The following is a 20,857-nucleotide window of genomic DNA, read 5'->3' as shown; positions in this document are numbered from 1 at the left end:
GCATAACACGCTTTAATTACAATAACTTATAGCAAAGTGAAGTTGATCAATAAAATCCGGTCGATAATAATTTATTGTATTAATTTTGCATACGCCGTTCATTATGAAGATATTATTATGTTTCGGAAATTATCTTGACTGGTAATATTTTAACCTAAAGCGGGAAAATAAACGTGTTTTTTAAACTATGTGAGCACTTGAACCTGATTCACAAGTTAAAAACGTTTGTATCCAACGGCAAATAACCGGCATTGTTTGCATAAAGAAAATATTGATTTTGTTGAAGTACAATATGCTGATAAAGCAACTTCAATAAAGACCGTCAGTACGGCACAGATAACAGGCTCATACTCACTTGATAGTATAAGAGTCAGCCACAATATCCAGATTAAAATAACTTCTGACAAAAAAGGATTTTGTCATTCAAATATATAAAATCAGTCACTTTCGATGAAAGTGAATCTTTAACCTTTTAATACTTGAGTTTATTTCATGAAGAAATCAGTTAGTTACCATCGATATATTTTTACAGCTCTCATTTTATTGAATCAAATCCTTATGGTTAGTAGTGCTGGGGCTGATCCTGGACCCGCAAACTATGATCTGGATGAACTTCCAAGTCTTGATTTTGATGAATTAATGGCAACCGATGTGCAGGTCACGTCTGCCATGAAACGCTTGCAGAATATGTCTGAAACTGCCGCATCTATCTATGTGTTAACCAATAAAGAGATAATACAGTCAGGTGTCACCTCTGTTGCGCAGGCACTGACGTTAGTGCCCGGCATGCAGGTACGTCGGCTCGATAAAAATCAGTGGGCTATCACATCACGAAGCGTTGCGGGTCGATACTCCAGTAAATTATTAGTCATGGTCGATGGACAGAGTATTTATAACCCCGGTTTTGCAGGTGTCTATTGGGAAGCCTTGAATATACCTTTATACGATATTGATCGTATTGAAGTCATTCGCGGTCAGGGTGGATTATTATGGGGGAGTAATGCAACCAACGGTGTTGTCAATATTATCAGTAAACATACCGCTGATACCCGCAGTACCTTGGCGCAGGCTGAAGCGGGATCTCAGATAAATCACAAGCTAAATTTCAGAGTCGGTGGTGATTTAGCGAATTACAGTTCATTTCGTATTTTCGGTGCCTTTGAAGATACGGAGGCGTCATCTGAAAGTAGCAAATCTCTTTCACCCGGCGATGATGGTAAAAAGAAAAGCATCGGCGGACGGGTTGATTTAAATCTAAATGATAATATATCTTTACTTGCACAAACTCAGTATACCCATATTGAGATGGGACAAAATTTAAAACTGGCCAATTTAAGCACCTATCAAAATGAATATATTGGCGATCAATATACGCGCGATCATCTTCAAGTAATGACCCGACTAGAGCATAGAATATCATCGGTTTCCAATCAGATGCTGCAGGCTTCAATCAGTTCTCAAAAAGGTCAGCAGCTCTATTATAAAGATGATTTTCTTATTGCCGATATTGATTATCAGATGAACACTTTAATCAATAACATCCAATTTGATTGGGGAGTCAATTATCGTTATACCGCAATCTCTGTAAATGATACCGACTATATTACCAATATTGATGACATTGATTCATACCAACACTTTGGTGGTTTCCTTCAGGGCCAATTTAATCTTATGCCGGAAAAACTTAAGTTAATACTCGGCAACAGATCGGAAAGAAACAGTTTTACCGGTTGGGAACATCAACCTATGGCCCGCTTACTGTGGACCCCCTATTCAAGCCATACATTCTGGGGTGCGATTTCTCAAGGGGTAAGAATTCCATCATTAATTGAATATAATGGAACCGCGCTTGGTACTTCTGCGTATGGTATTAAAGCTGAAATCAACGGTAGCGCGGATATTGAAGCTGAAAAGTCAATTTCCGAAGAATTAGGCTACCGCTATACGGCTAATTCCTGGGGGCTTGACCTTTCTCTTTTTCATACCAAAGCGCGCAATGTACTTGTGGTCGATAAGAGTGTTAATGCGACCTATACACTTATTAGCATTGATTTTGTCTCCGATGCAGAGCTGACTACCTATGGGGGGGAAGCTGTTCTTAAATGGCAGCCCTATCAGCAGTTAACCACGGAACTGGGTTATAGTTTTAGCTCTTATAAATATGACCTGCCATCGGGTACATCGGCCGCTATTGGTGATGACTCTTACCTACGCCAGATTATGGCTAAAATGCACTTTTCAATAACAGCAAATCACTCACTCTCGGCTATCTACCGCATTGAAAACGGTGGAGCATATGAAACCGATGATTATAGCATTTTAGATTTAAGCTGGAACTGGAAGATAACACCGGCTGCAACATTCACTTTAACCGGCAATAATCTTTTATATGGCAAGCATTTGGAGTATAACAACAGCTCTGAAACTTACACTGTCTCAACCTACACAGAGCCCAGTTATCTTGTTAGAATTACAGCAGAGTTTTAGACACAGCATTATGTTGATATTAGGTAAGCGATTTTCTTTAGGGTTTTTAATGATAACAGTTTTGTTGTCAGGACGGACTGTCGCCAGCCCAAGAGAAGATGCCATTAAATCGGGTTTTCTTTACAACTTTGCCCGATATTCTCAAGGTGACTGGTTTAATGCTGAGCTGCAGCCTCGTTATAATATCTGCAGCTTTGATCCTCAATTTGTCGATATTGCCAGGCAGACACTTAAAGCTCGAACGATTAAAAAGGTGCTTGTTACGGTTCATCTTTTAAGCACAAAATTCGACAGCATAGCTGACTGTAATACACTTTATTTAACAAAAAATGACGTTGATGAATGGTTATATTTGATAAATAACGTGACATTGTCGAAGATGATGTTGGTCGGTGAATTTAATGGTTTTATTGAATCTGGCGGGCATATCAATTTCTTTATTGTGGGTGGAAAGGTTCGTTTTGAGGTCAATATTCCTAAATTAAAGGCATCCGGTATCTATATGAGTTCTAAAGTTTTGCGTTTAGGCAGAATTCATAAAGGAGATAATGAATGAGTGTAAAACGTCCCTTATTTGTGTCCTTAAATGCAAAGTTATTAATGACACTAATGGTCGTTGCATTATTTGCCAGTGTATCGATTGCTGGCATCTTTATTTTTTATGAATTGAATAGCGTTACTAAAGCTGAACAGGGTCGACTCAATTCTATTGCCAATATTTTAGCTCCAAACTTAACCGCAGCGATTATTTTCCAGGATGACGATACCGTAAAAGAGTTGATCAAGCCGTTACTCAGTCAAACGAATATAGTTAGTGCACGGGTTCTCAGTGCTGATGGTGATGCACTTGTTGAGCTCTTTGCTGAAAAATCTAACCGCACCTTCATATTTAAGGATCTGATGGTGATCAAAACCCCTTTAAAAATGACAGATGTCGATTATGGAAAGCTGATAATCACTGCAGATTATTCCTTAATAGAGAAAGGTCTGATATTTTTCAGTGTTTTTTTATTCGCTATTATAATTTTAATATTGGGGCTCAGTTTTGTGCTCGCACTGTTTTTACGTAAAAATCTTATCCATCCCCTTATCCACCTCGCCGCCGTTGCAGATCGTGTCACAAGAACCAATAATTATAGTTTGCGTTCAGAGGTTTTATCTTCAGATGAAGTCGGTAACCTTGCTCATTGTTTTAATTTAATGCTCATAACCATAGAAAAGAGAGAGTATTTATTAGAAGAACAAGTTGAGCAACGTACCAAAGCATTAAAAATTGCCAATAGTAAACTTACCGAGCAAGCTTACAGCGACGCCCTTTCCGGTTTACCAAATCGCCGTTATATTTTAGATAAGTTATCGGATCTTATCGCGCGTCCTAGTATTCATAATTTTGCGCTTCTGGGTCTGGATCTTGACGGTTTTAAAGAAATTAACGATACCATGGGCCACGATTCCGGCGACATTTTATTAATAGCCGTGAGTAAGCGGATCGAAGGAATGTTGCCCGATTCTGCACTTATCGGACGGTTGGGCGGAGATGAGTTTATTGTACTTATCGAAAATATTGAAAATATTGAAAACAAAAAAATTGTCGAACAACTTGCCAAAAATATTCAAGCCATCATCGCAGATAGTTTTATCATCAAAGGGCAAAAAGTATACGTCACTGCAAGCATTGGCATTGCTATTTTCCCCGATGACGGTCTGACGGTTGAAAGCATTGTTAAACATGCAGATTTGGCCATGTATAAATCAAAAAACAACGGTCGAAACTGCCATCACTTTTTCCATCGGGCGATGTTAGAAAATTTAGTTAAAAAACGGGAATTGATTGAAGATCTGCGCGACAGTCTTAATAAAGGCGAGTTTGAACTTTATTATCAACCTATTGTAGATTTAAAATTGAATAAAATATGTAAGGCAGAGGCCTTGATCCGCTGGAATCATCCCGTTAGAGGCATGGTCCCGCCATTAGAGTTTATCGCCATAGCTGAAGAGGTTGGTTTAATAGAAGAGATAGGTGAATGGGTGGCACGAACAGCAGCACGCGATCTCGCTGAAATCAGGAAAATGGGTGAAGCAGATTTTCAGTTAAGTATTAATGTCTCTCCCCTGCAATTTAAAGGTGATGGCCAGTGGATGTTAAATTGGATTGATTATATGGCAGCGCTTGGATTAAGCCGAGAAGCGATTATTGTTGAGATCACTGAAAATTTATTGATGGAAAATGAATCATCAATTCGCGCTAATTTAGGTAAATTAAAAGATCACGGCATAAGCATTGCCATTGATGACTTTGGTGTCGGCTACTCTTCTTTATCCTACCTGCAAAAAATGGATGTAGATTTTCTCAAAATTGATAAATCATTTGTAGATCACTTAATCACAAAAAGTAGTAGCCGGAATTTATGCCGAACCATGATAATGATGGCGAGTCATCTAGGTATTCAGGTTGTTGCAGAGGGTATTGAAACTGAAGAGCAAAAGGATATATTGGCAGAATCGGGTTGTCAATTTGGCCAGGGATACCTGTTTTCTAAACCATTACCGCTGGCAGAGTTTAAGCAGCAATTTTTAAAAAATTCATCAAAAACTAATTTGCACCCTGCTCTTTTGCGACCAATATCTTCCTTAATGATAAAGACAGTACTGCCGCAGTAGAGTTGGAAATCTCTTGATAGTCATATTTATGTAGCGTGCACAGGTATCGATTGCCGTAACGACAAACGGCAGAAGGCATTTTTTTGTGTAATATAAACTGGCACTGTCACCACATACTCCCCGAAAGAATAATCATTCCAGTTTCTGTTATTGCATGTAATTAGACAATAATCACACTTTCCGTGACTGAAAATGACGGCTTGCCTGCTTGATATTGAGATCCCGCCAGCGCTTTATCAATCAACCCTTTGGCATCTTCATCGGTGCTTTCACACCCGTTTCGATGACCTTTTTCAAGTGCTTCTGCCGCAAGGTTGGTATGAGCAACTCCCGCAGGACAACCTGTAGCGCCAATAATAAAGCCTTTGCTTGGCGCAGAAGAAACTTTGGTCAGCGCTACTTTTTCAAAGAGAATTTCCAGCGCCTGGGCGGTATTTTTAGCATTTAGAAATTTATCAATAAAGTCGTCTTCAATCAGTTTTGAAGAAAGCTCTGCTAACACGTCAAGGTGTTGGTTCGATCTATCATCTGGAGAGGCAATCATAAAAAACAGTTTTGATGGTTTTCCATCTTCAGTGCAGTAGTCAACCCCCGCTTTACTTACGCCAATGGCAACCGTTGGTTTTATTGCAGATCCGCCCTGGTGCTATGCCTGTTGGACAAGCTGTAACTGCAGCAATTTTTATTTATGGGGGCACTTCTGCGAGTTATTATTAATTGGAGGATATTCAACTTTAAAAAATGGGGGGTTCTTACTAATGAAATAAAGAAAGAGTGTCTAATGTGATCAATGAGGTTATAAACACAATAACGATTAGTTTTACTTTTTTAAATCCTACAGCTCAAATAGAAGACGCGCGACACTGATACCGTTCACCTAATCTCTGCTGTTGATACTGAATGCAGAAACGGCGGTACCAGTTCAGCACTCAAAGAACCGACTGGATTCTAATCAGCTTCTATCTAGAGGTTTAATGCAAAACTCAATAATACCCGTTTGCCCGATTCAATTTTAGAAACACTGTGATCATATTTATCCGGACGAAATAAATAGATACGATTAAATAAATTTATAATGCATTTTGAGCACTTAAAAACACCACCGGCTTTAGGCTTTATAAGCACAAAATTAAGCTTGTAATAACGCCCCTGTTGTACCGGATCAATATGCTGCATTACGCTATGATTGGTAGGATAAGTGACAAGATTGATAGAAAATATGCTGCTGCTTAAAATTGCTTTATTTGTTACTTTGCCGCTCATAGCCACTCCATTAATTTTACTTGCAGCATTGTACCATAGGCTGAAATAGCGATGCTTTTCTTCCACCGGACCAATACGCAATAAGATAGAGTTTTTATTCAGAAGATCCTGTTCTTTAAAACTTTGTGGTCAGCTAAAGCGGTTCAAAATCGGTCCATAAAATTTAGTGAAGCGGGCATAACGATCAAATGCAAGACACGCCTTGTTAAGGCTGATCTTTCCTTGGCAATCATTGCTCACTTCATTAATTATTTTAGCGGTTCTACTTAGGTTGCGCTCTGCGCACTTTTATATTATAAAAAATACCGATCGCGATAAAATAAAGATGCGTCAATGAGACAAGCAGACTGGCTATAGGTAATTCAATTTGTTGGCTGATGGCCTGGGTAAAGGGCTCGAGTATAAGACCTGTACTGAGGATCAGCACAGCAACGGGATGGAAGTGGAATCGCTGACATATTTTTGTCCAATCAAACAGATCAAATAGTGCGAAAAGAAAAAACAGGAGGCCAACAGCGGCGGTCATAGCGTGAGCGGATTGAACTTCTAACTGCATTTTTTAAACCTTAATTGGGTTGACAGAATAAATTTACTTTTAGGTTGTTTTTTTAAGAAAAAAACAACGTCTTAACTTATTAAGCTTACCCTATTCATTTCTTAAACGGTAATGTAAATGCGCCTGTGCAGAGTTATTTCAATAAGTTGTTTGCATTTTAATTCACTTTTAATAAAAAAATTCAAAATAGTGCTTTTCATGTGCCGGATAATGCCTATCATAGATTCTTTATCGCTCTCGGACATAGAACATGACCCAATGGACCCCGTCAAGCTGGAGAAACAAACCAGTACAGCAACTTCCCACTTACCCAGATCAACAAAAACTTCAACAAACCGAGCAGTATTTGTCTGCTCAACCGCCATTGGTCTTTGCCGGTGAAGCTCGCTCCTTACGTGAAGATTTAGCAAAAGTGTCCAGAGGGGAAGCATTTTTACTGCAGGGGGGCGATTGCGCAGAGAGTTTTGATGAGTTTCATACCAGCCATATTCGCGATACTTTTAAAGCCTTAATGCAAATGGCAGTGGTATTAACCTTTGGCGGACAAAAGCCGGTGGTTAAAATTGGCCGTATTGCTGGACAATTTGCCAAACCGCGCAGCGCCGACATGGAAACCATCAACGGCATAAGCTTACCTTCCTACCGCGGTGATATTATTAATGGCATTGATTTTAATGAAAAGAGTCGTGTACCCGATCCGCAACGTATGATCACCGCTTATAACCAGTCAACGTCTACGCTTAACTTGCTGCGCGCTTTTGCGCAAGGTGGTATGGCCGATCTAAACGAGGTTGGTAAATGGAACTTAGACTTTATTAAGAAAAGTCCGCTGGGTGAGCGCTATCAAGCATTAGCCGGCAGCATTGATGACTCGCTTGCTTTTATGAATGCCTGCGGCATTAATGCGGCTACTGCGCCACAGCTGCGTGCAACCAACTTATACACTTCACACGAATCGCTGTTACTGCCCTACGAGCAAGCGTTAACCCGTTGCGACAGCCTTACGGGTAAATGGTATGACTGCTCGGCGCACATGCTGTGGATTGGTGATCGCACTCGGCAAATCGACCACGCCCATGTAGAATTCCTGCGCGGAGTAGAAAACGCAATTGGTCTGAAAGTGGGTCCAACCACTGATCCTGAAGAACTGCTGCGTATTATCGACATCCTTAATCCAAACAACGAAGCGGGTCGTTTAAACTTAATTGTGCGTATGGGCGCAGATAAAGTGGCAGATCATCTGCCCGCACTTATTCGGGCGATCAAGCGTGAAGGTAAAGACGTAGTATGGAGTTCCGACCCGATGCACGGCAATACCATTAAAGCGCCAAACGGCTACAAAACTCGCCGCGTGGACGATATATTACGTGAAGTGAAGCAATTTTTTCAAATTCATAAAACCGAAGGATCTTACGCAGGCGGTGTGCACTTTGAGATGACCGGTCGTAACGTCACCGAATGTGTGGGCGGCGCGTTCCAAATTACCGAGCACGACCTGGCACAGCGTTACCATACCTACTGTGATCCGCGCTTAAATGCCGACCAGGCATTAGAATTAGCATTTTTGATTGCTGAGCACATTAAAGCGGCAAGATAATGCATAGTGATATGCAATAAATCGTTCAAGGGTGGTTACTGAGGTTATGTTTCTAATGTAGCGGTGTTGGTAAGGAATTAAAATTTGGGCCGATAGACTGTTCGGCCCAAGAGATTCATTGTAATGAACAACTCAAACAAGATGAGTTGTTGATCATAAACAAAAGCCTGAAGAGATTATTTAAACACTCTCTGACGAACTTTTTCAAGACGTTTAAGGATATCATCGAGGCGCTCAGGGTGAACCATAAACTCCTGGAATCCTTTCATGCCTTCTTTAGCCATCGCAGGATCAGTATCACGATCGTAGAATTGTGCGGTACCCTCTGCTGCATTCAATATTTTTACACCGGTCTGTAAAAACTCATTGTCTGCAACTGCGGCTTTATTGTTGGTTGGAATCTGCAACATTTTTTTGTTGATCAATTCTTGATTTTCTGCGCGAGCAACAAACTCAAGAAATTTACGTGCATCAACTTTATTCTTAGCTTTAGACGGGATATGTACCGTATCCATTGGTGCGTCTTCCGCCATTGGAACGTTTGCATCGATAGATGGGAACTGGAAGAAGCCCATTTTTCCGTCGAGCTCTTTCGGGAAACTTGGGGTAATAAAGTTACCGATCAAGTACATAGCAGCTTCACCGTTATACAAAAACGGTTGTGCTTCCTGCCAGGAATAAGCGGCGTGGTTTTCCAGGTAATAACCAGGCTCTACTATCTCTTTCCAATTTTCAAAGGTCTTTTTAACCCGCGGATCGGTATAAGCAACTTTCCCTTCCATTAATTTAATATGGAAATCTAAACCATTAGTTCGCATGTTGAGGTAATCGAACCAACCCGCGGCTGTCCATAGGAATTTAGTGCCAATAGTGAAGGGTGCGATCTCATTTTTCTTCAGTGTTGCCGCAGCAGTTTTCAGCTCTTCCCAGGTTTTAGGCTCAGCAATATCGTATTTTTGGAAAATATCTTTACGGTAGTAAAGACCCCATTGATAATAAGTATACGGCACACCATATTGTTTACCGTCAACGGTCATCGCAGCCGCAGCAGAGGTAAAGTCAGCCTTAAGATCATTCTTTTCCCAGATATCACTGACATCTTCAAAAAGGCCACGATCAACGAAGGTTTTCATACGATTACCCGCGTACCAGAAAACCACATCAGGTGGTGAAGTGACTAGCCAGTTACGAATGGTTGTTTTATAGGATTCATGGTCATAGAGATTATATTTAACTGTTATGTCCGGATTTTCAGCTTCGAAAAGACTGATTATTTCCCCCCATGCAGCTTTTGGCGCAGGATCAGAGGCATCTGAGTTAATCACTAGCGTACTCGCAAAAGCCGAAGCAGAGAGAGTTGCTGTAAGTATTGCCGATGCAGCAATTTGCTTTACATATTTCATATTGAGGTCCTTGTTGGCGAGCAAATGCTCGTTGTTGTTCAATGACAATTAGCGTGTCATCAAGTTATTTCTCAACCTGTTGTGAATATTTATACCTTGCGGTACGTGCGTCACTATTGTTTGCCAGCCGGTAAAGCAAGCTGGCAAGCTACAGTTATCCTTTTGTCGCACCTAACGTTAAACCAGTTATAAAATGGCGTTGCATAGTAAAGAACAGGATCACGGGTGGAATCGCTGCAACAACGGCACCGGCAGACATAAATTGCCATGATGATAACCACTGCCCCTGCAATGAACTTAACCCGGCGGTAACCGGACGAACTTCATCACTCTGCACCAATACTAAGGCCCAGAAAAAGTCGTTCCAGATGAAGGTAAATACCAGCACTGCAAGCGCCGCTAATGCAGGACGAACCAGAGGTAATACAATGTGCCAGAATATTTTCCATTCACTGACCCCTTCAACGCGCGCGGCTTCAATCAAAGCATTTGGAATGCCAACAATAAAGTTGCGCATAAACAGCGTACAGAAACCGGCTTGGAACGCGATATGGAAGAAAATAAGTGCCCAATGCGTATCGTAAAGCCCCAAACCGATGGTCAAATCACGTACCGGAATCATCAGGATTTGAAAGGGTACAAAGTTACCTGCAATAAAAGCGGCAAAGATCCACATATTGCCTCTAAAGCTATACTTCGCTAGTGCAAATCCGGCCAACGTCGACAGTGCGACAGCACCGGCAACCGCAGGCAAGGTAATAAGCAAACTGTTGAGCAGATACTGGCCCATCGAAGTGGAGACAAATACCTCCGTATAGTTTTCAATAAAGTTAAACGACTCTGGCCAACCCCAGTAATTACCCTTATTAATATCTTCTATCGAACGGATAGAGGTCATCATCACGGCAATCAGCGGCAGTAACCACAGTACAATTGAAATAGGTAGGGCAACACGATAGCTGATATTGGCAAAGCGGCCTGATTTTTTTATTGGTTTAGGAAACATTATTTTTCACTCCTAAGCATACGCCACAAGAAATATGCGATATAAACATCCATGATTAAGAACAGCACAACAGATACTGCAGCACCGTAACCCATGCGATAGTTAAAGATAGACTCTTCATACATTTGATAGGCAAGCACTGACGAACTGCCCCATGGACCGCCCGCAGTCATGGTTGCCACGAGGTCAAATGAGCGTAAAGCACCAATCACCGTCACCACGATAGCAATAAAGGTTGCGGGTCTTAACTGAGGAAGCACCACATACCAGAGCATTTTGAATTTTTTAGCGCCATCTAAACGCGCGGCTTCCAATTGCTCAGCATCAAGATTATTAAGCCCGGTCATATAAAGGATCATGCAGTAAGCTATCTGCGGCCAAAGACCCGCAGCAATAATGCCGAAAGTGACATATTCCTCATTCGCCAGAATGGCTATCGGTTCAAAACCCAATGCGCCTATGGCCACATTAAACAGACCAAAACTCGGGTCATAGAACCATGCAAACACTAAACCAACCACCACTTGGGAGATAACAAATGGAAAGAAGAACAGGGATTTTACAATGCGAATGCCCCTAACTTGCTGATTTAGGAAAAGTGCGATGGCCAGACCTATCGGCGGCGCAAGCATATAGAAAATTAACCATAATAAGTTATTTTTCAAAGAGGTATAAAAAGCTTGTGAATCAAATAGTTCAACATAGTTGCCAAAACCGACCCAGGTTTTTGCCCCCATACCATCCCAGTTGTAAAAGCTTAAGGAAATACTGGATAATATGGGATATAGAACATAAACAGAAAAAACTATCATTGCCGGGGCTAAAAACAGCCATGGGGATAATTTCGCACTAATTCGCCTTTTTTTACTAACCGAAGGCAATCGGCTTTTTGGGTACGTTGTTTTCACTGAACACTCCACCTTTCCGAGTTTCGACACTTGCACAATTATCATCATCAATAGGGTGAATCCTCGCATAAAAATTAATTTCAATTTTCATTAAAGGTCACAATAAACACGATGGGTTAAAGAGAGTAAAACCTAATTCAGCCTTTACACCGGCATAAAATGTTTTTGAAAACATCTGTTAAAAGGCATTGCAGTCAATATAAAGCAATACAACATAGCTTTAAAACTAACGCGTCATGATTTCGCAAACAACATCACAAAATCTATTTTAAACATCTCATAAACATGAGGTAGGTCAACAATTGGATATTATTGACTAACAAATTTTGACAAAAAGCATATCTTAAAAAGCACATTAGATATTTGTCTACAAATCAGCCATAAAAAGGAGCCCGTAATGGAAGACATTACACTTAAGAAGGTCATTAAACGATTCGACGATGTTCAAATTATCCATGGCATTGATTTAGAAATAAGTCATGGTGAGTTTGTCGTATTCGTTGGACCGTCCGGCTGCGGTAAATCAACATTGCTGCGACTGATAGCCGGTCTTGAAGATATTACGGAAGGTGAAATTTATATTGACGGCAAACTAGTCAACGACATTGATCCCGCCGAACGTGGCGTCGCGATGGTATTCCAATCCTATGCCCTTTACCCGCATATGACGGTTAAAGAAAATATGGGCTTCGGCTTAAAGATGAATGGCCACACTAAAGAAACGATTGATAAACAAGTCAGCCTTGCTGCGAAAACACTACAGCTTGAAGATCATCTAAACCGCAAACCCAAAGAACTTTCCGGGGGGCAGCGTCAACGTGTTGCTATTGGCCGCGCTATCGTACGGGACCCTAAAGTATTCCTGTTTGATGAGCCGCTGTCTAACCTGGATGCTGAACTTCGTGTGGAAATGCGGCTGCAAATAGCCAAACTACACCAGGAGCTTAAAAATACCATGGTTTACGTTACCCATGATCAGGTCGAAGCAATGACACTTGCAGACAAAATTGTGGTACTGCGTTTAGGTCGCATCGAACAAGTAGGCTCTCCATTACAGCTTTATCATAAACCAGTAAACGAATTCGTTGCGGGATTTATCGGCTCTCCGAAAATGAACTTTATTCCAACATCAGTCACCGCTACTGACGATGATAGCGTCACCTTAACCACCAAAGATAATCAGAAATTAATCATTCCGACTCCCAAAATAAGCGTGAATATTGGTGACCAAATAACCTTTGGTATTCGACCTGAACATCTTCTTATTCATGGAGACGATGAAATTAAGCTCACATTCAACAGTGAAGTCGTCGAGCGTTTGGGTAATAGTACCTATATGTACGGTCAATCTTCAGGCGTTGATGTTTTTACCGTGCACCTTCCGGGCGATCAGGAAGTTAAAAAATTCCAGTCAGTACAACTGAGTTGTGCCAGCGACAATATTCATCTTTTTAACGACAAAGGTATCTGCATAACAAGTTGAGTAATCAGCAACAATGAAATGCTTTGGCAATCTTAAGTTTGAGCGAATTCTTATAAGGTTCGCTTTTTTGTTGGAAAATTGTCTTAACCATATATATGAGGTTAGCAGTTAACGCTACATTTTCAATCACAACAGCTGATTGAAAGACCATCAACTATGACAATCTCCAAACCAGAGTGAAAATACATCTGAAGATAAATGTTATTAAAATACAGAGGAGAGAAGAGATGCAAAATAAACTGTCAGACTCACAAATGGCTGCAGCGCTTATAACGGCGTTCGGCGGTGAGCAGAATATCGAAGCACTTGATGCCTGTCTAACGCGTCTCAGAATTTCGGTTAAAAACACAGAAGAGGTAGATCAAGCACGGCTAAAAGAACTCGGCGCTATCGGCGTTGTGATCCTTGGCAACGTTATTCAAGCAATATTAGGTACCAAGTCCGACGATTATAGAGAATCGATGCAAAATTGGATAGATGCTAACCCGAAAATGGGTATTGCGTCTGTTTTAGTGGCAGCATTTGGTGGTAAAGACAATATCCTGGCATTAGATGCATGCCTAACACGTCTAAGAGTTTCTGTTAAAAACATTGAAGGTGTTGATCAAGCGAAATTAAAAGAACTGGGTGCAAATGGCGTAGTAGTTATGAGTGCAGATAAAAAAATTCAAGCCATTTTTGGCAGAGAATCAGATGAGCTTAAAGAGGCAATGCAAGCTTTAATTAAGCAATGATGATTGCGTTAACCTTATTGGGCAATCGTGTTGGTCGCTCTTCCGCTTTATAATATGGTCCTAATTTAGTCAGAAGAACCTTAATAATATCACTGGCATTGCTGATAGGATCTTGAGCTTATAAATTCATCCTTGTTTAACTAAAAAGCCAGAATCAGAGTTAGATGTTCTGGCTTTTTTATTATACAAAAAAGACTGGGCATATCTCTCCGCAATGATAATGGATAAAGAAAACGCGAGGCAAAATCAGAAAACCAGATCAAGATCTATTTTGGGGTAGTTATAATGCCTACTTTTCGAATCCTGATGGTTATTTATGGAAAATTGTTTATCCTGATTGCTGGGATTTCAGTCAGAATGGCAGCTAAGCCATTGACCAAAAAAATCATACTGCTGCATTTTACCTTTTATTGGCTATCATGAGTGGTTATTTTGGATTATTTAATTTTCAGCGTTTTATATTACCCGTACAAGGTTTTTAAGGTGCAGATAGTAATGAGAGAAAAAAATGGCATTTATTAAAAAATGGTGGCAAAAATATTGTGCGGCACTTGACGAGTTAGGCTTAACTCAAGAAAATATTCGCTGCTGTATCCCGCTGGATGAGCGGGCACAAAAAGCCATCAAAGAAGGTGAAAAAGAGTTAAAACCGCAACACCAGGATAACAAACCGCTTTAAGTGTCCCGTAATAACGGTCAGCGACTACAAAATTGTCAGCGCTTTTTATCTTAATTTTCACTGCTATTATTTATATCAGAGACTACTTTTTGAGTGTTTTGACCGATTGATTGTACTATGTCACGAGAAGTATGACCTATAGTTGTAGTCACCTCTTTTGTACCTTGACCAATAGTTTTACCAGTATCTTTAAGTTCAGCGCAAGCTGACAAAGCATAAATACTGATAATGCATAAAATCATTTGAAATATCTTCAACTTCATTCTCTACCTATATATTTATTTAAGTTTTAGGGGATAGCACGCAAACACCGCCCCCAACCGCGCCTACAACAGCTTATTATTTACCTTACAGTTCTTTTAACATCCAAACGTCACAGCCGTTGTGAGTAGAACCTGCTAACGGTTTATCCAGAGACTGAAACCCTAACTTTTCATATAAAGCGATAGCCGATTTCATGCTTGTCAAGGTATCCAAATAACATTTCTTATAACCTTTACTTTTGGCATACTCGAGACAATCTTGGGTAAGCTTTTTGCCAATTCCCTGACCTCGGCTTTCGGGTAAAAGAAATAACTTTCGTAATTCACAAATTTCATCACTGTTATCAAAAGAAGCAATACCACTGCCTCCGACGAGATGACCTTCTATACTGGCAACGAGATAGAGACTGCCATTTTCATTTTTGTAATACTGGCTCATGGCATTAACTTCGGTATCCGAAGGACCAAACCCTTCGCCAATTGCACCGTATTCCCTACCCACCCTTCGAATAATTTCGCACACTTTAAGGTCGTGCTGCGATTTTATTTGTTGGACTATATAATTCATTAAGGATCTCCAGAGTCGACTTGTGCAGATAACAGCACTTATTGGTGATCTGACTGGTTAACGACCAAACTCATTTAAGGCCGCTATCGCCATCTCTGCTTTTTCAGCTTGTACAAATATATGATCGTGATAGTAAGCTGCAATCACATTAGCGCTGATCCCTTTTTCTGCCAGCTTATTTGAGACTGCAGCCGTTAAACCAACAGCTTCAAGACTGGAATGAACCGTTAATGTAATGCCTTTAAATACGCCCTCATATTGAAAATTAGCTTTATCTGCATTATCTTTGCTGAGCAAAAGTGTTAAACCTTCAGATTCAAGATATGACGCTAAGGGCAAGGTTTCAGCATAATCGCCGTATTTTGCTCCATCAATAGTACAAAAAACATATTCTTCATCTAACAATACCGGCTTCATTGAAGCCAATAATTTAATTAAGTTTGTCTCTCCTGTCACAATAATCTCCCAGTTAGCTTATTAGACTGTTTGTATATAATAAAAACCAAAGTAGTCTATATTCTATGGGTTATTCTGTTGTTAATAAAGGACTGATTAAATTTAGTAATAGACCGATTTCTGATTAGCCAGACACCCTGTTTTTTATTGTATAAATAAAATTAAAAAAAGAGCTGCACAAACTATCAGCGAAGTTATTTGATTGATTTTTTAGCAGGCGGACTATAGTCACTAACCATCATAAAAAAAGGAAAAACCCTACTTTTAATTCCCCAGTAAATGATGTTTATTAGGTTTAAAAATGATATAAATAACACCTTTTCCTTTACTTATGAACCAGCATTAGGCAAGCTGATTATTTGCATCTTGAAAGCAAATGGAGAAACCAGAAAAATACAGGCACTCTCTAGCACAAATTATGTGTTTTGGGTTCTCTTATCGTTAGCAAGCACAAATATATAAATAAGGTAGAAAAAGGGTCAATAGTCACTCAGCCCATTGATTTTAAATTTTTTTCAATAATTGGTTACAGAATTTTTCAATAACCGGCAGTTAGCAAAATATTTAATTTAGAGGCACAGAGGTTCCTATGACCTATACAAAACCAAAGGTAGAAGTTGTTAATGAAAAAGATACATCTCTTCAAAATAACGAGCAAACAAAGCAAACTACTAAGTTGGTCATGGTCAATAAAGAACTCAATTTTCAAAATAACGAGAAACAAAAATGTGCGGCCGAGCTTGCCATCGCCTGCGCAAAAGATGCCGTCGGCCAGGCACCTCGCAAGAATGACGAACTCTACTCTGAATATCTACATATTAAAGCAGTTAAAAATGCTCAAGGCATGGTCACCAACTACGTAGAAAAACTCACTGACATCACTACTATTAAAGCTGCATCCGATGAAATTGAAAGGCTGGCTTTCTATGACCCACTCACACAGTTACCTAACCGCCGTCTTTTTCTTGACCGCCTCAACCAAGCTTTAGCTGTCAGTACCCATAGTGGTCGGCGAGGTGCTCTGCTGTTTCTCGACTTGGATCACTTCAAAACTCTAAATGACACTCGAGGACATGATATTGGTGATTTGCTGTTGCAACAAGTTTCAGGACGCCTAACTGCATGCCTAAGAGAAAGCGATACCGTAGCCCGTTTTGGGGGTGATGAGTTTGTGGTATTATTGGAGAACCTGAGCGTTCATACTCTTGAGGCGGCAGCTCAAACTAAAGATATCGCCACAAAAATGAGACTCTCTCTCAACCAACCTTATCAACTTAGCGCACACGTTTACCATAATACCCCGAGCATAGGCGCTACATTGTTCATCGGCCATGAACTAGTAGCAGAGGAACTGTTAAAACAGGCCGATATTGCCATGTATCAATCCAAGGCCGAAGGCCGAAATACCCTGCGCTTTTTTGACCAGATGATGCAGGAGACTATCGTTGCCCGTGTTAATCTTGAAAATGATCTACGCAAAGCCATTGAACAACAGCAATTCCAATTACGCTATCAAATTCAAGTAAACCACACCGGTCAACCTTCCGGTGCAGAGGTTTTAATCAGTTGGCAACATCCACAACGTGGCATCGTTTCCCCGCGACACTTTATTCCCTTGGCAGAAGACATAGGATTGATTCTGCCTATTGGACAATGGGTGCTGGATGAGGTTTGTGCGCAACTAAAAACATGGCAGCAAGACCCTCTGACCAAGGACATCGTGCTTGCGGTGAATGTCAGTGCCAAACAATTACATCAAGTCGACTTTGTGGAACAAGTACTGGCCACCCTGGATCGCCACGGCGCTAACCCGGCGCGACTCAAACTAGAGCTTACGGAAAACATGCTGCTTGAAAATATTAACGATATTATTGGCAAAATGAATGCCCTGAACAAAATGGGTATTCGCTTCTCATTAGATGACTTTGGTAGCGGTTATTCGTCTTTACGATATCTAAAAATGCTACCGCTGGACGAATTAAAAATAGACCAGTCATTTGTCCGTGATATTGCCACCGATAGCAGTAATAGAACAATAGTGCGCATCATTATTACGATGGCAGCAAACTTGGGTATAAACGTCATTGCTGAAGGGGTGGAAACCGCTGAACAACGGCAATTTCTGCTCGATAACGGATGTTTTTATTATCAAGGTTATTTATTTAGCAAACCACTGCCTATTGAAAAATTTGAACCTATTCTGAAAAGGTTCAAGTTAAGTTCTGAAAGTAAAGAAAGCTGACCGCCCCTTTAAAAAATCGTGGTTATACCAAAGGTATTAATGAAGTGAGCAAGTATTGCGAAGGAAAAATTAACACTAACAAGGCGAGAGTTGCATTCGATCATTGTTCTCCTTCACAAAATCGTCTGCAACGATTTTGAACAGCTTTAGCTGACCACGTAGTGGTGAAGAACAGGATGTTCTGAATAAAATTCACAACACTGTTAGAGGTGATTTTAACCAGCAAGAGTGATCACTTTTTTAGCTCTTTTGGCATTAGTTAGGTTTTTACACTCTTTATCGCAACCTGCTGATGACAAACATAAAAAAACTGCCCCAAACCAAGCAACAGGTTAAGTCATTTAGCGTTTCCATAAGACGTTAATTAACGCCCCAGCCATGATGCAAGTTCCCCCTATTATGGTAGTGATAATGGGGATTTCACTAAAATAAACCCAGCCAATAAAGATTGAAAATATAACCTGAACGTAAGCATAAGCAGTTGCTTTATTAGCATCTGAACTGTGCAGGGCTTTGGTTAAACCTATTTGACCTATTTGCGTAAAGATACCCACCAGGACTAATACACCTGTTGCCGCCAAACTGGGCAGAACAAAATCACTGCCTAATAAAACCATGGAAATAGGGAACGCTATAATAGGGAAATAAAACACAATCACCGAGCTATCATCGGTTTTGGTGAGCTTCTTAACAATAACATAAGCCGTTGCACTACCAAAAGCACCCAACATACCTGCCGCAATACTTAACCATGAATAGTGTGTACTACTATCGGGCAGAAAATTAGGCTGAATCATAATACTCAGGCCGAGCAGACTCAAAACAATACAAGCAATAGTGGAACGCTGTATATTTTCCTTTAAAAAAAGTAACGCTAATATCGCCGTAAACACCGGGTGCAAATACTGCAGGATAGTGGCTTCTGCTAACGGCAGCGTGGTAACGGCATAATAAACAAGCATCAGGGCAAATGCACCGACTATGCCGCGTGCGATAAGCCATGGTTTATTATTACCCCAGATCGATATTTTTTTGCGTTTAACGTCAGCGTAACTGATGATCGCTGAAACAATGGCTCTGGCGGCAACAATCTCAAGTACCGGAATACTATAGGTGGTGCTTGCTGTTTTTACGCATGCCGCCATCAGGGCAAAGCCAAGTGCAGACAGCATCATGTACCAGGCACTGATTGGAACATGATTTTTTAAAGGTGCATACATGTAATGATTTACCTTAAATGAGGTGACTAAAACTGAACATAAATAACAATTTGGCTCCTAACAGACTAGAAATACCCATTGCCTAGGCTGTTGTATTTCACATTTTCAACCTATCTGTTTAAAATAAAAACTAAGGTAGAGTATATTCACTTGATATTCAACGGATGGTTATGATTTTAAACATTTATTTATAATTGAGTTGATTGAGGCGGCACGGCGGGATCATTTACTCTTAAGCTTAGGGTAAACTTTTTTTAACTTTTCTGTTTTATGGGCTCAGGAAAACTGTCTTTTGCTGCTCCGGAATCACATTTTTTACAATTTAATTGGTATCCTAACATTGAACAACGACCTTTTTGCGTTGTTACCCAGGGTCGACAGATAAAGGGTGGGTTATTACGAACATGCTGAAAATGACCGCAGAGAAGTTCAGCAACCCAATCATTTTCTTGATCTTTATGGTAAGCGATAATTGCTTGCTTCATTAATTCACACAACTGCTCATTAAGGGCTTAAATAAAACTTGCCTGAAATAGCGAGCCAATTGATATAATTGAACTTCGCTTGAGTGACTTACTTTGCGAGCCTGTCCGCCCATTTCCCGTTGTTATTTTTATCACAATTCTCCTGCGTATCGTAGAAAATAGGAATAGAAATACTGTTCATTTTCATACCCATTTCAAAAAGCTTGTTCTGAATTAGGCCTTGCTGACTTTCCGTTGCCTTAAAGCGGTTAAGGTTATCATTACTATCAAAGACACAAATGACCTTTAAACTTTTAGGAAAATTAGCGTAGTTAACAACATGAGTTAACCATTGAAATCCGGCAACTTCCTTTAAGGTGCTTTCGCATATCTCGGTTAAAGCGCCCCGAAGCTGATTATCTATTTTTTTATCTGTTTTACGCATATTTGAATATTTACCTGTACTCGTTTAATAAAAAAAAGTTGACGAACATTAGCCAACTTTTTTTGTTATTTATTTAATGGTTATGTGTTTTTATGACTGCCATCGCAGAGGGGTTGTTTTGCTGTTTGTTTACAGCCGCAAAAAAACACTTTTTTAGATTCTGTCGCGGTAAATCTTACCGGCGAAAATTCAGAACCTTGATGAGATCCATCACAAAAAGGTTGTTTTTCGCTTTTGCCACAAGCACACCAGGCGTATTTTTTACCTTCTTCAACTTCTACTGCAAAAGGTGTATCAGATACTCGTACTGGTTTAGTCATGATAATTCTCCATAAGTTGATATTAAAAAACGCCCTGCTGACTGACGAGTAAGTTGGTGCTGTTTTTGTTTAGAGCAAAAACAGCGACGACCGCACTGAATA

Annotated in this window: 21 protein-coding genes; 8 read left to right on the top strand and 13 right to left on the bottom strand. The window is 40.2% G+C overall.

The features are described from left to right. Positions 1–558 precede the first annotated feature (558 nt). The 3 genes from ACJAZP_RS11390 to ACJAZP_RS11380 are packed head-to-tail and all read left to right on the top strand — an operon-like array spanning position 559 to position 5,148. Positions 559–2,487: a TonB-dependent receptor plug domain-containing protein gene (locus ACJAZP_RS11390; RefSeq protein WP_415230865.1), complete on the top strand. Its 1,929-nt coding sequence runs from the start codon at positions 559–561 to the stop codon at positions 2,485–2,487. 49 nt (positions 2,488–2,536) lie between these two features. Then, positions 2,537–3,043 carry a YfiR family protein gene (locus ACJAZP_RS11385; protein ID WP_415230864.1) on the top strand — a complete coding sequence of 169 codons (507 nt, stop codon included), beginning with the start codon at positions 2,537–2,539 and terminating at the stop codon, positions 3,041–3,043. Beyond that, on the top strand, positions 3,040–5,148 hold the full coding sequence (locus ACJAZP_RS11380) for a putative bifunctional diguanylate cyclase/phosphodiesterase (RefSeq protein ID WP_415230863.1): 2,109 nt from the start codon (positions 3,040–3,042) through the stop codon (positions 5,146–5,148). Before ACJAZP_RS11385 ends, ACJAZP_RS11380 begins: the two co-directional genes overlap by 4 nt. A gap of 160 nt (positions 5,149–5,308) precedes the next feature. Here the strand turns inward: ACJAZP_RS11380 and ACJAZP_RS11375 are convergent, their stop codons facing one another. The 3 genes from ACJAZP_RS11375 to ACJAZP_RS11365 form a co-directional block, all read right to left on the bottom strand. Further along, positions 5,309–5,758: a PTS sugar transporter subunit IIA gene (locus ACJAZP_RS11375; RefSeq protein ID WP_415230888.1), complete on the bottom strand. Its 450-nt coding sequence runs from the start codon at positions 5,756–5,758 to the stop codon at positions 5,309–5,311. 353 nt (positions 5,759–6,111) lie between these two features. Further along, positions 6,112–6,411, bottom strand: coding sequence for a 2OG-Fe(II) oxygenase (locus ACJAZP_RS11370; RefSeq protein WP_415230862.1), 300 nt, complete (start codon positions 6,409–6,411; stop codon positions 6,112–6,114). Between the two features lie 262 nt (positions 6,412–6,673). Then, positions 6,674–6,967, bottom strand: coding sequence for a hypothetical protein (locus ACJAZP_RS11365; protein WP_415230861.1), 294 nt, complete (start codon positions 6,965–6,967; stop codon positions 6,674–6,676). Positions 6,968–7,217: 250 nt separating this feature from the next. Between ACJAZP_RS11365 and ACJAZP_RS11360 the strand changes: the two genes are divergently transcribed. Then, positions 7,218–8,564 (top strand): class II 3-deoxy-7-phosphoheptulonate synthase, encoded by a 1,347-nt coding sequence (locus ACJAZP_RS11360; RefSeq protein ID WP_415230860.1) that lies wholly within the window; start codon positions 7,218–7,220, stop codon positions 8,562–8,564. Between the two features lie 176 nt (positions 8,565–8,740). Here the strand turns inward: ACJAZP_RS11360 and ACJAZP_RS11355 are convergent, their stop codons facing one another. From ACJAZP_RS11355 to ACJAZP_RS11345, 3 genes are all read right to left on the bottom strand, one after another. Next, positions 8,741–9,967 (bottom strand): extracellular solute-binding protein, encoded by a 1,227-nt coding sequence (locus ACJAZP_RS11355; RefSeq protein WP_415230859.1) that lies wholly within the window; start codon positions 9,965–9,967, stop codon positions 8,741–8,743. A 154-nt stretch (positions 9,968–10,121) separates the two neighbouring features. After that, positions 10,122–10,973, bottom strand: a complete 852-nt coding sequence (locus ACJAZP_RS11350; RefSeq protein ID WP_415230858.1) for a carbohydrate ABC transporter permease — start codon at positions 10,971–10,973, stop codon at positions 10,122–10,124. Further along, positions 10,973–11,881: a carbohydrate ABC transporter permease gene (locus ACJAZP_RS11345; RefSeq protein ID WP_415230857.1), complete on the bottom strand. Its 909-nt coding sequence runs from the start codon at positions 11,879–11,881 to the stop codon at positions 10,973–10,975. The genes ACJAZP_RS11350 and ACJAZP_RS11345 overlap by 1 nt, the downstream gene beginning before the upstream one ends. 397 nt (positions 11,882–12,278) lie before the next feature. Between ACJAZP_RS11345 and ACJAZP_RS11340 the strand changes: the two genes are divergently transcribed. The 3 genes from ACJAZP_RS11340 (at position 12,279) to ACJAZP_RS11330 (ending at position 14,777) form a co-directional block, all read left to right on the top strand. After that, complete coding sequence (locus tag ACJAZP_RS11340) at positions 12,279–13,364, top strand: ABC transporter ATP-binding protein (protein WP_415230856.1); 1,086 nt, start codon at positions 12,279–12,281, stop codon at positions 13,362–13,364. A 227-nt stretch (positions 13,365–13,591) separates the two neighbouring features. After that, entirely contained in the window at positions 13,592–14,098 is a 507-nt protein-coding gene (locus tag ACJAZP_RS11335) for a glucose PTS transporter subunit EIIB (RefSeq protein WP_415230855.1), read from the top strand. Between the two features lie 508 nt (positions 14,099–14,606). Continuing rightward, positions 14,607–14,777, top strand: coding sequence for a hypothetical protein (locus ACJAZP_RS11330; protein WP_415230854.1), 171 nt, complete (start codon positions 14,607–14,609; stop codon positions 14,775–14,777). A gap of 50 nt (positions 14,778–14,827) precedes the next feature. Here ACJAZP_RS11330 and ACJAZP_RS11325 read toward each other — a convergent pair whose 3' ends face one another. From ACJAZP_RS11325 to ACJAZP_RS11315, 3 genes are all read right to left on the bottom strand, one after another. Then, positions 14,828–15,040: a hypothetical protein gene (locus tag ACJAZP_RS11325; RefSeq protein ID WP_415230853.1), complete on the bottom strand. Its 213-nt coding sequence runs from the start codon at positions 15,038–15,040 to the stop codon at positions 14,828–14,830. An 85-nt stretch (positions 15,041–15,125) separates the two neighbouring features. Further along, on the bottom strand, positions 15,126–15,608 hold the full coding sequence (locus tag ACJAZP_RS11320; RefSeq protein WP_415230852.1) for a GNAT family N-acetyltransferase: 483 nt from the start codon (positions 15,606–15,608) through the stop codon (positions 15,126–15,128). Positions 15,609–15,665: 57 nt separating this feature from the next. After that, positions 15,666–16,064 carry an ACT domain-containing protein gene (locus ACJAZP_RS11315; protein WP_415230851.1) on the bottom strand — a complete coding sequence of 133 codons (399 nt, stop codon included), beginning with the start codon at positions 16,062–16,064 and terminating at the stop codon, positions 15,666–15,668. Between the two features lie 589 nt (positions 16,065–16,653). Between ACJAZP_RS11315 and ACJAZP_RS11310 the strand changes: the two genes are divergently transcribed. After that, the gene (locus ACJAZP_RS11310; RefSeq protein WP_415230850.1) at positions 16,654–18,306 is read left to right on the top strand and encodes a putative bifunctional diguanylate cyclase/phosphodiesterase; all 1,653 of its coding nucleotides are present in this window, start codon (positions 16,654–16,656) and stop codon (positions 18,304–18,306) included. Positions 18,307–18,647: 341 nt separating this feature from the next. Here ACJAZP_RS11310 and ACJAZP_RS11305 read toward each other — a convergent pair whose 3' ends face one another. From ACJAZP_RS11305 to ACJAZP_RS11290, 4 genes are all read right to left on the bottom strand, one after another. Continuing rightward, positions 18,648–19,526: a DMT family transporter gene (locus ACJAZP_RS11305; RefSeq protein ID WP_415230849.1), complete on the bottom strand. Its 879-nt coding sequence runs from the start codon at positions 19,524–19,526 to the stop codon at positions 18,648–18,650. Between the two features lie 254 nt (positions 19,527–19,780). Then, positions 19,781–20,011: a DUF3565 domain-containing protein gene (locus ACJAZP_RS11300; RefSeq protein WP_415230848.1), complete on the bottom strand. Its 231-nt coding sequence runs from the start codon at positions 20,009–20,011 to the stop codon at positions 19,781–19,783. An 88-nt stretch (positions 20,012–20,099) separates the two neighbouring features. Further along, positions 20,100–20,435: a Fis family transcriptional regulator gene (locus ACJAZP_RS11295; protein WP_415230847.1), complete on the bottom strand. Its 336-nt coding sequence runs from the start codon at positions 20,433–20,435 to the stop codon at positions 20,100–20,102. A gap of 80 nt (positions 20,436–20,515) precedes the next feature. Continuing rightward, complete coding sequence (locus ACJAZP_RS11290) at positions 20,516–20,755, bottom strand: CDGSH iron-sulfur domain-containing protein (RefSeq protein WP_415230846.1); 240 nt, start codon at positions 20,753–20,755, stop codon at positions 20,516–20,518. Between the last annotated feature and the right edge of the window lie 102 nt (positions 20,756–20,857).

This window comes from Psychromonas sp. (assembly GCF_047632955.1).
Lineage (GTDB): Bacteria > Pseudomonadota > Gammaproteobacteria > Enterobacterales > Psychromonadaceae > Psychromonas.
This window is presented reverse-complemented; position numbering and strand designations above follow the sequence as displayed.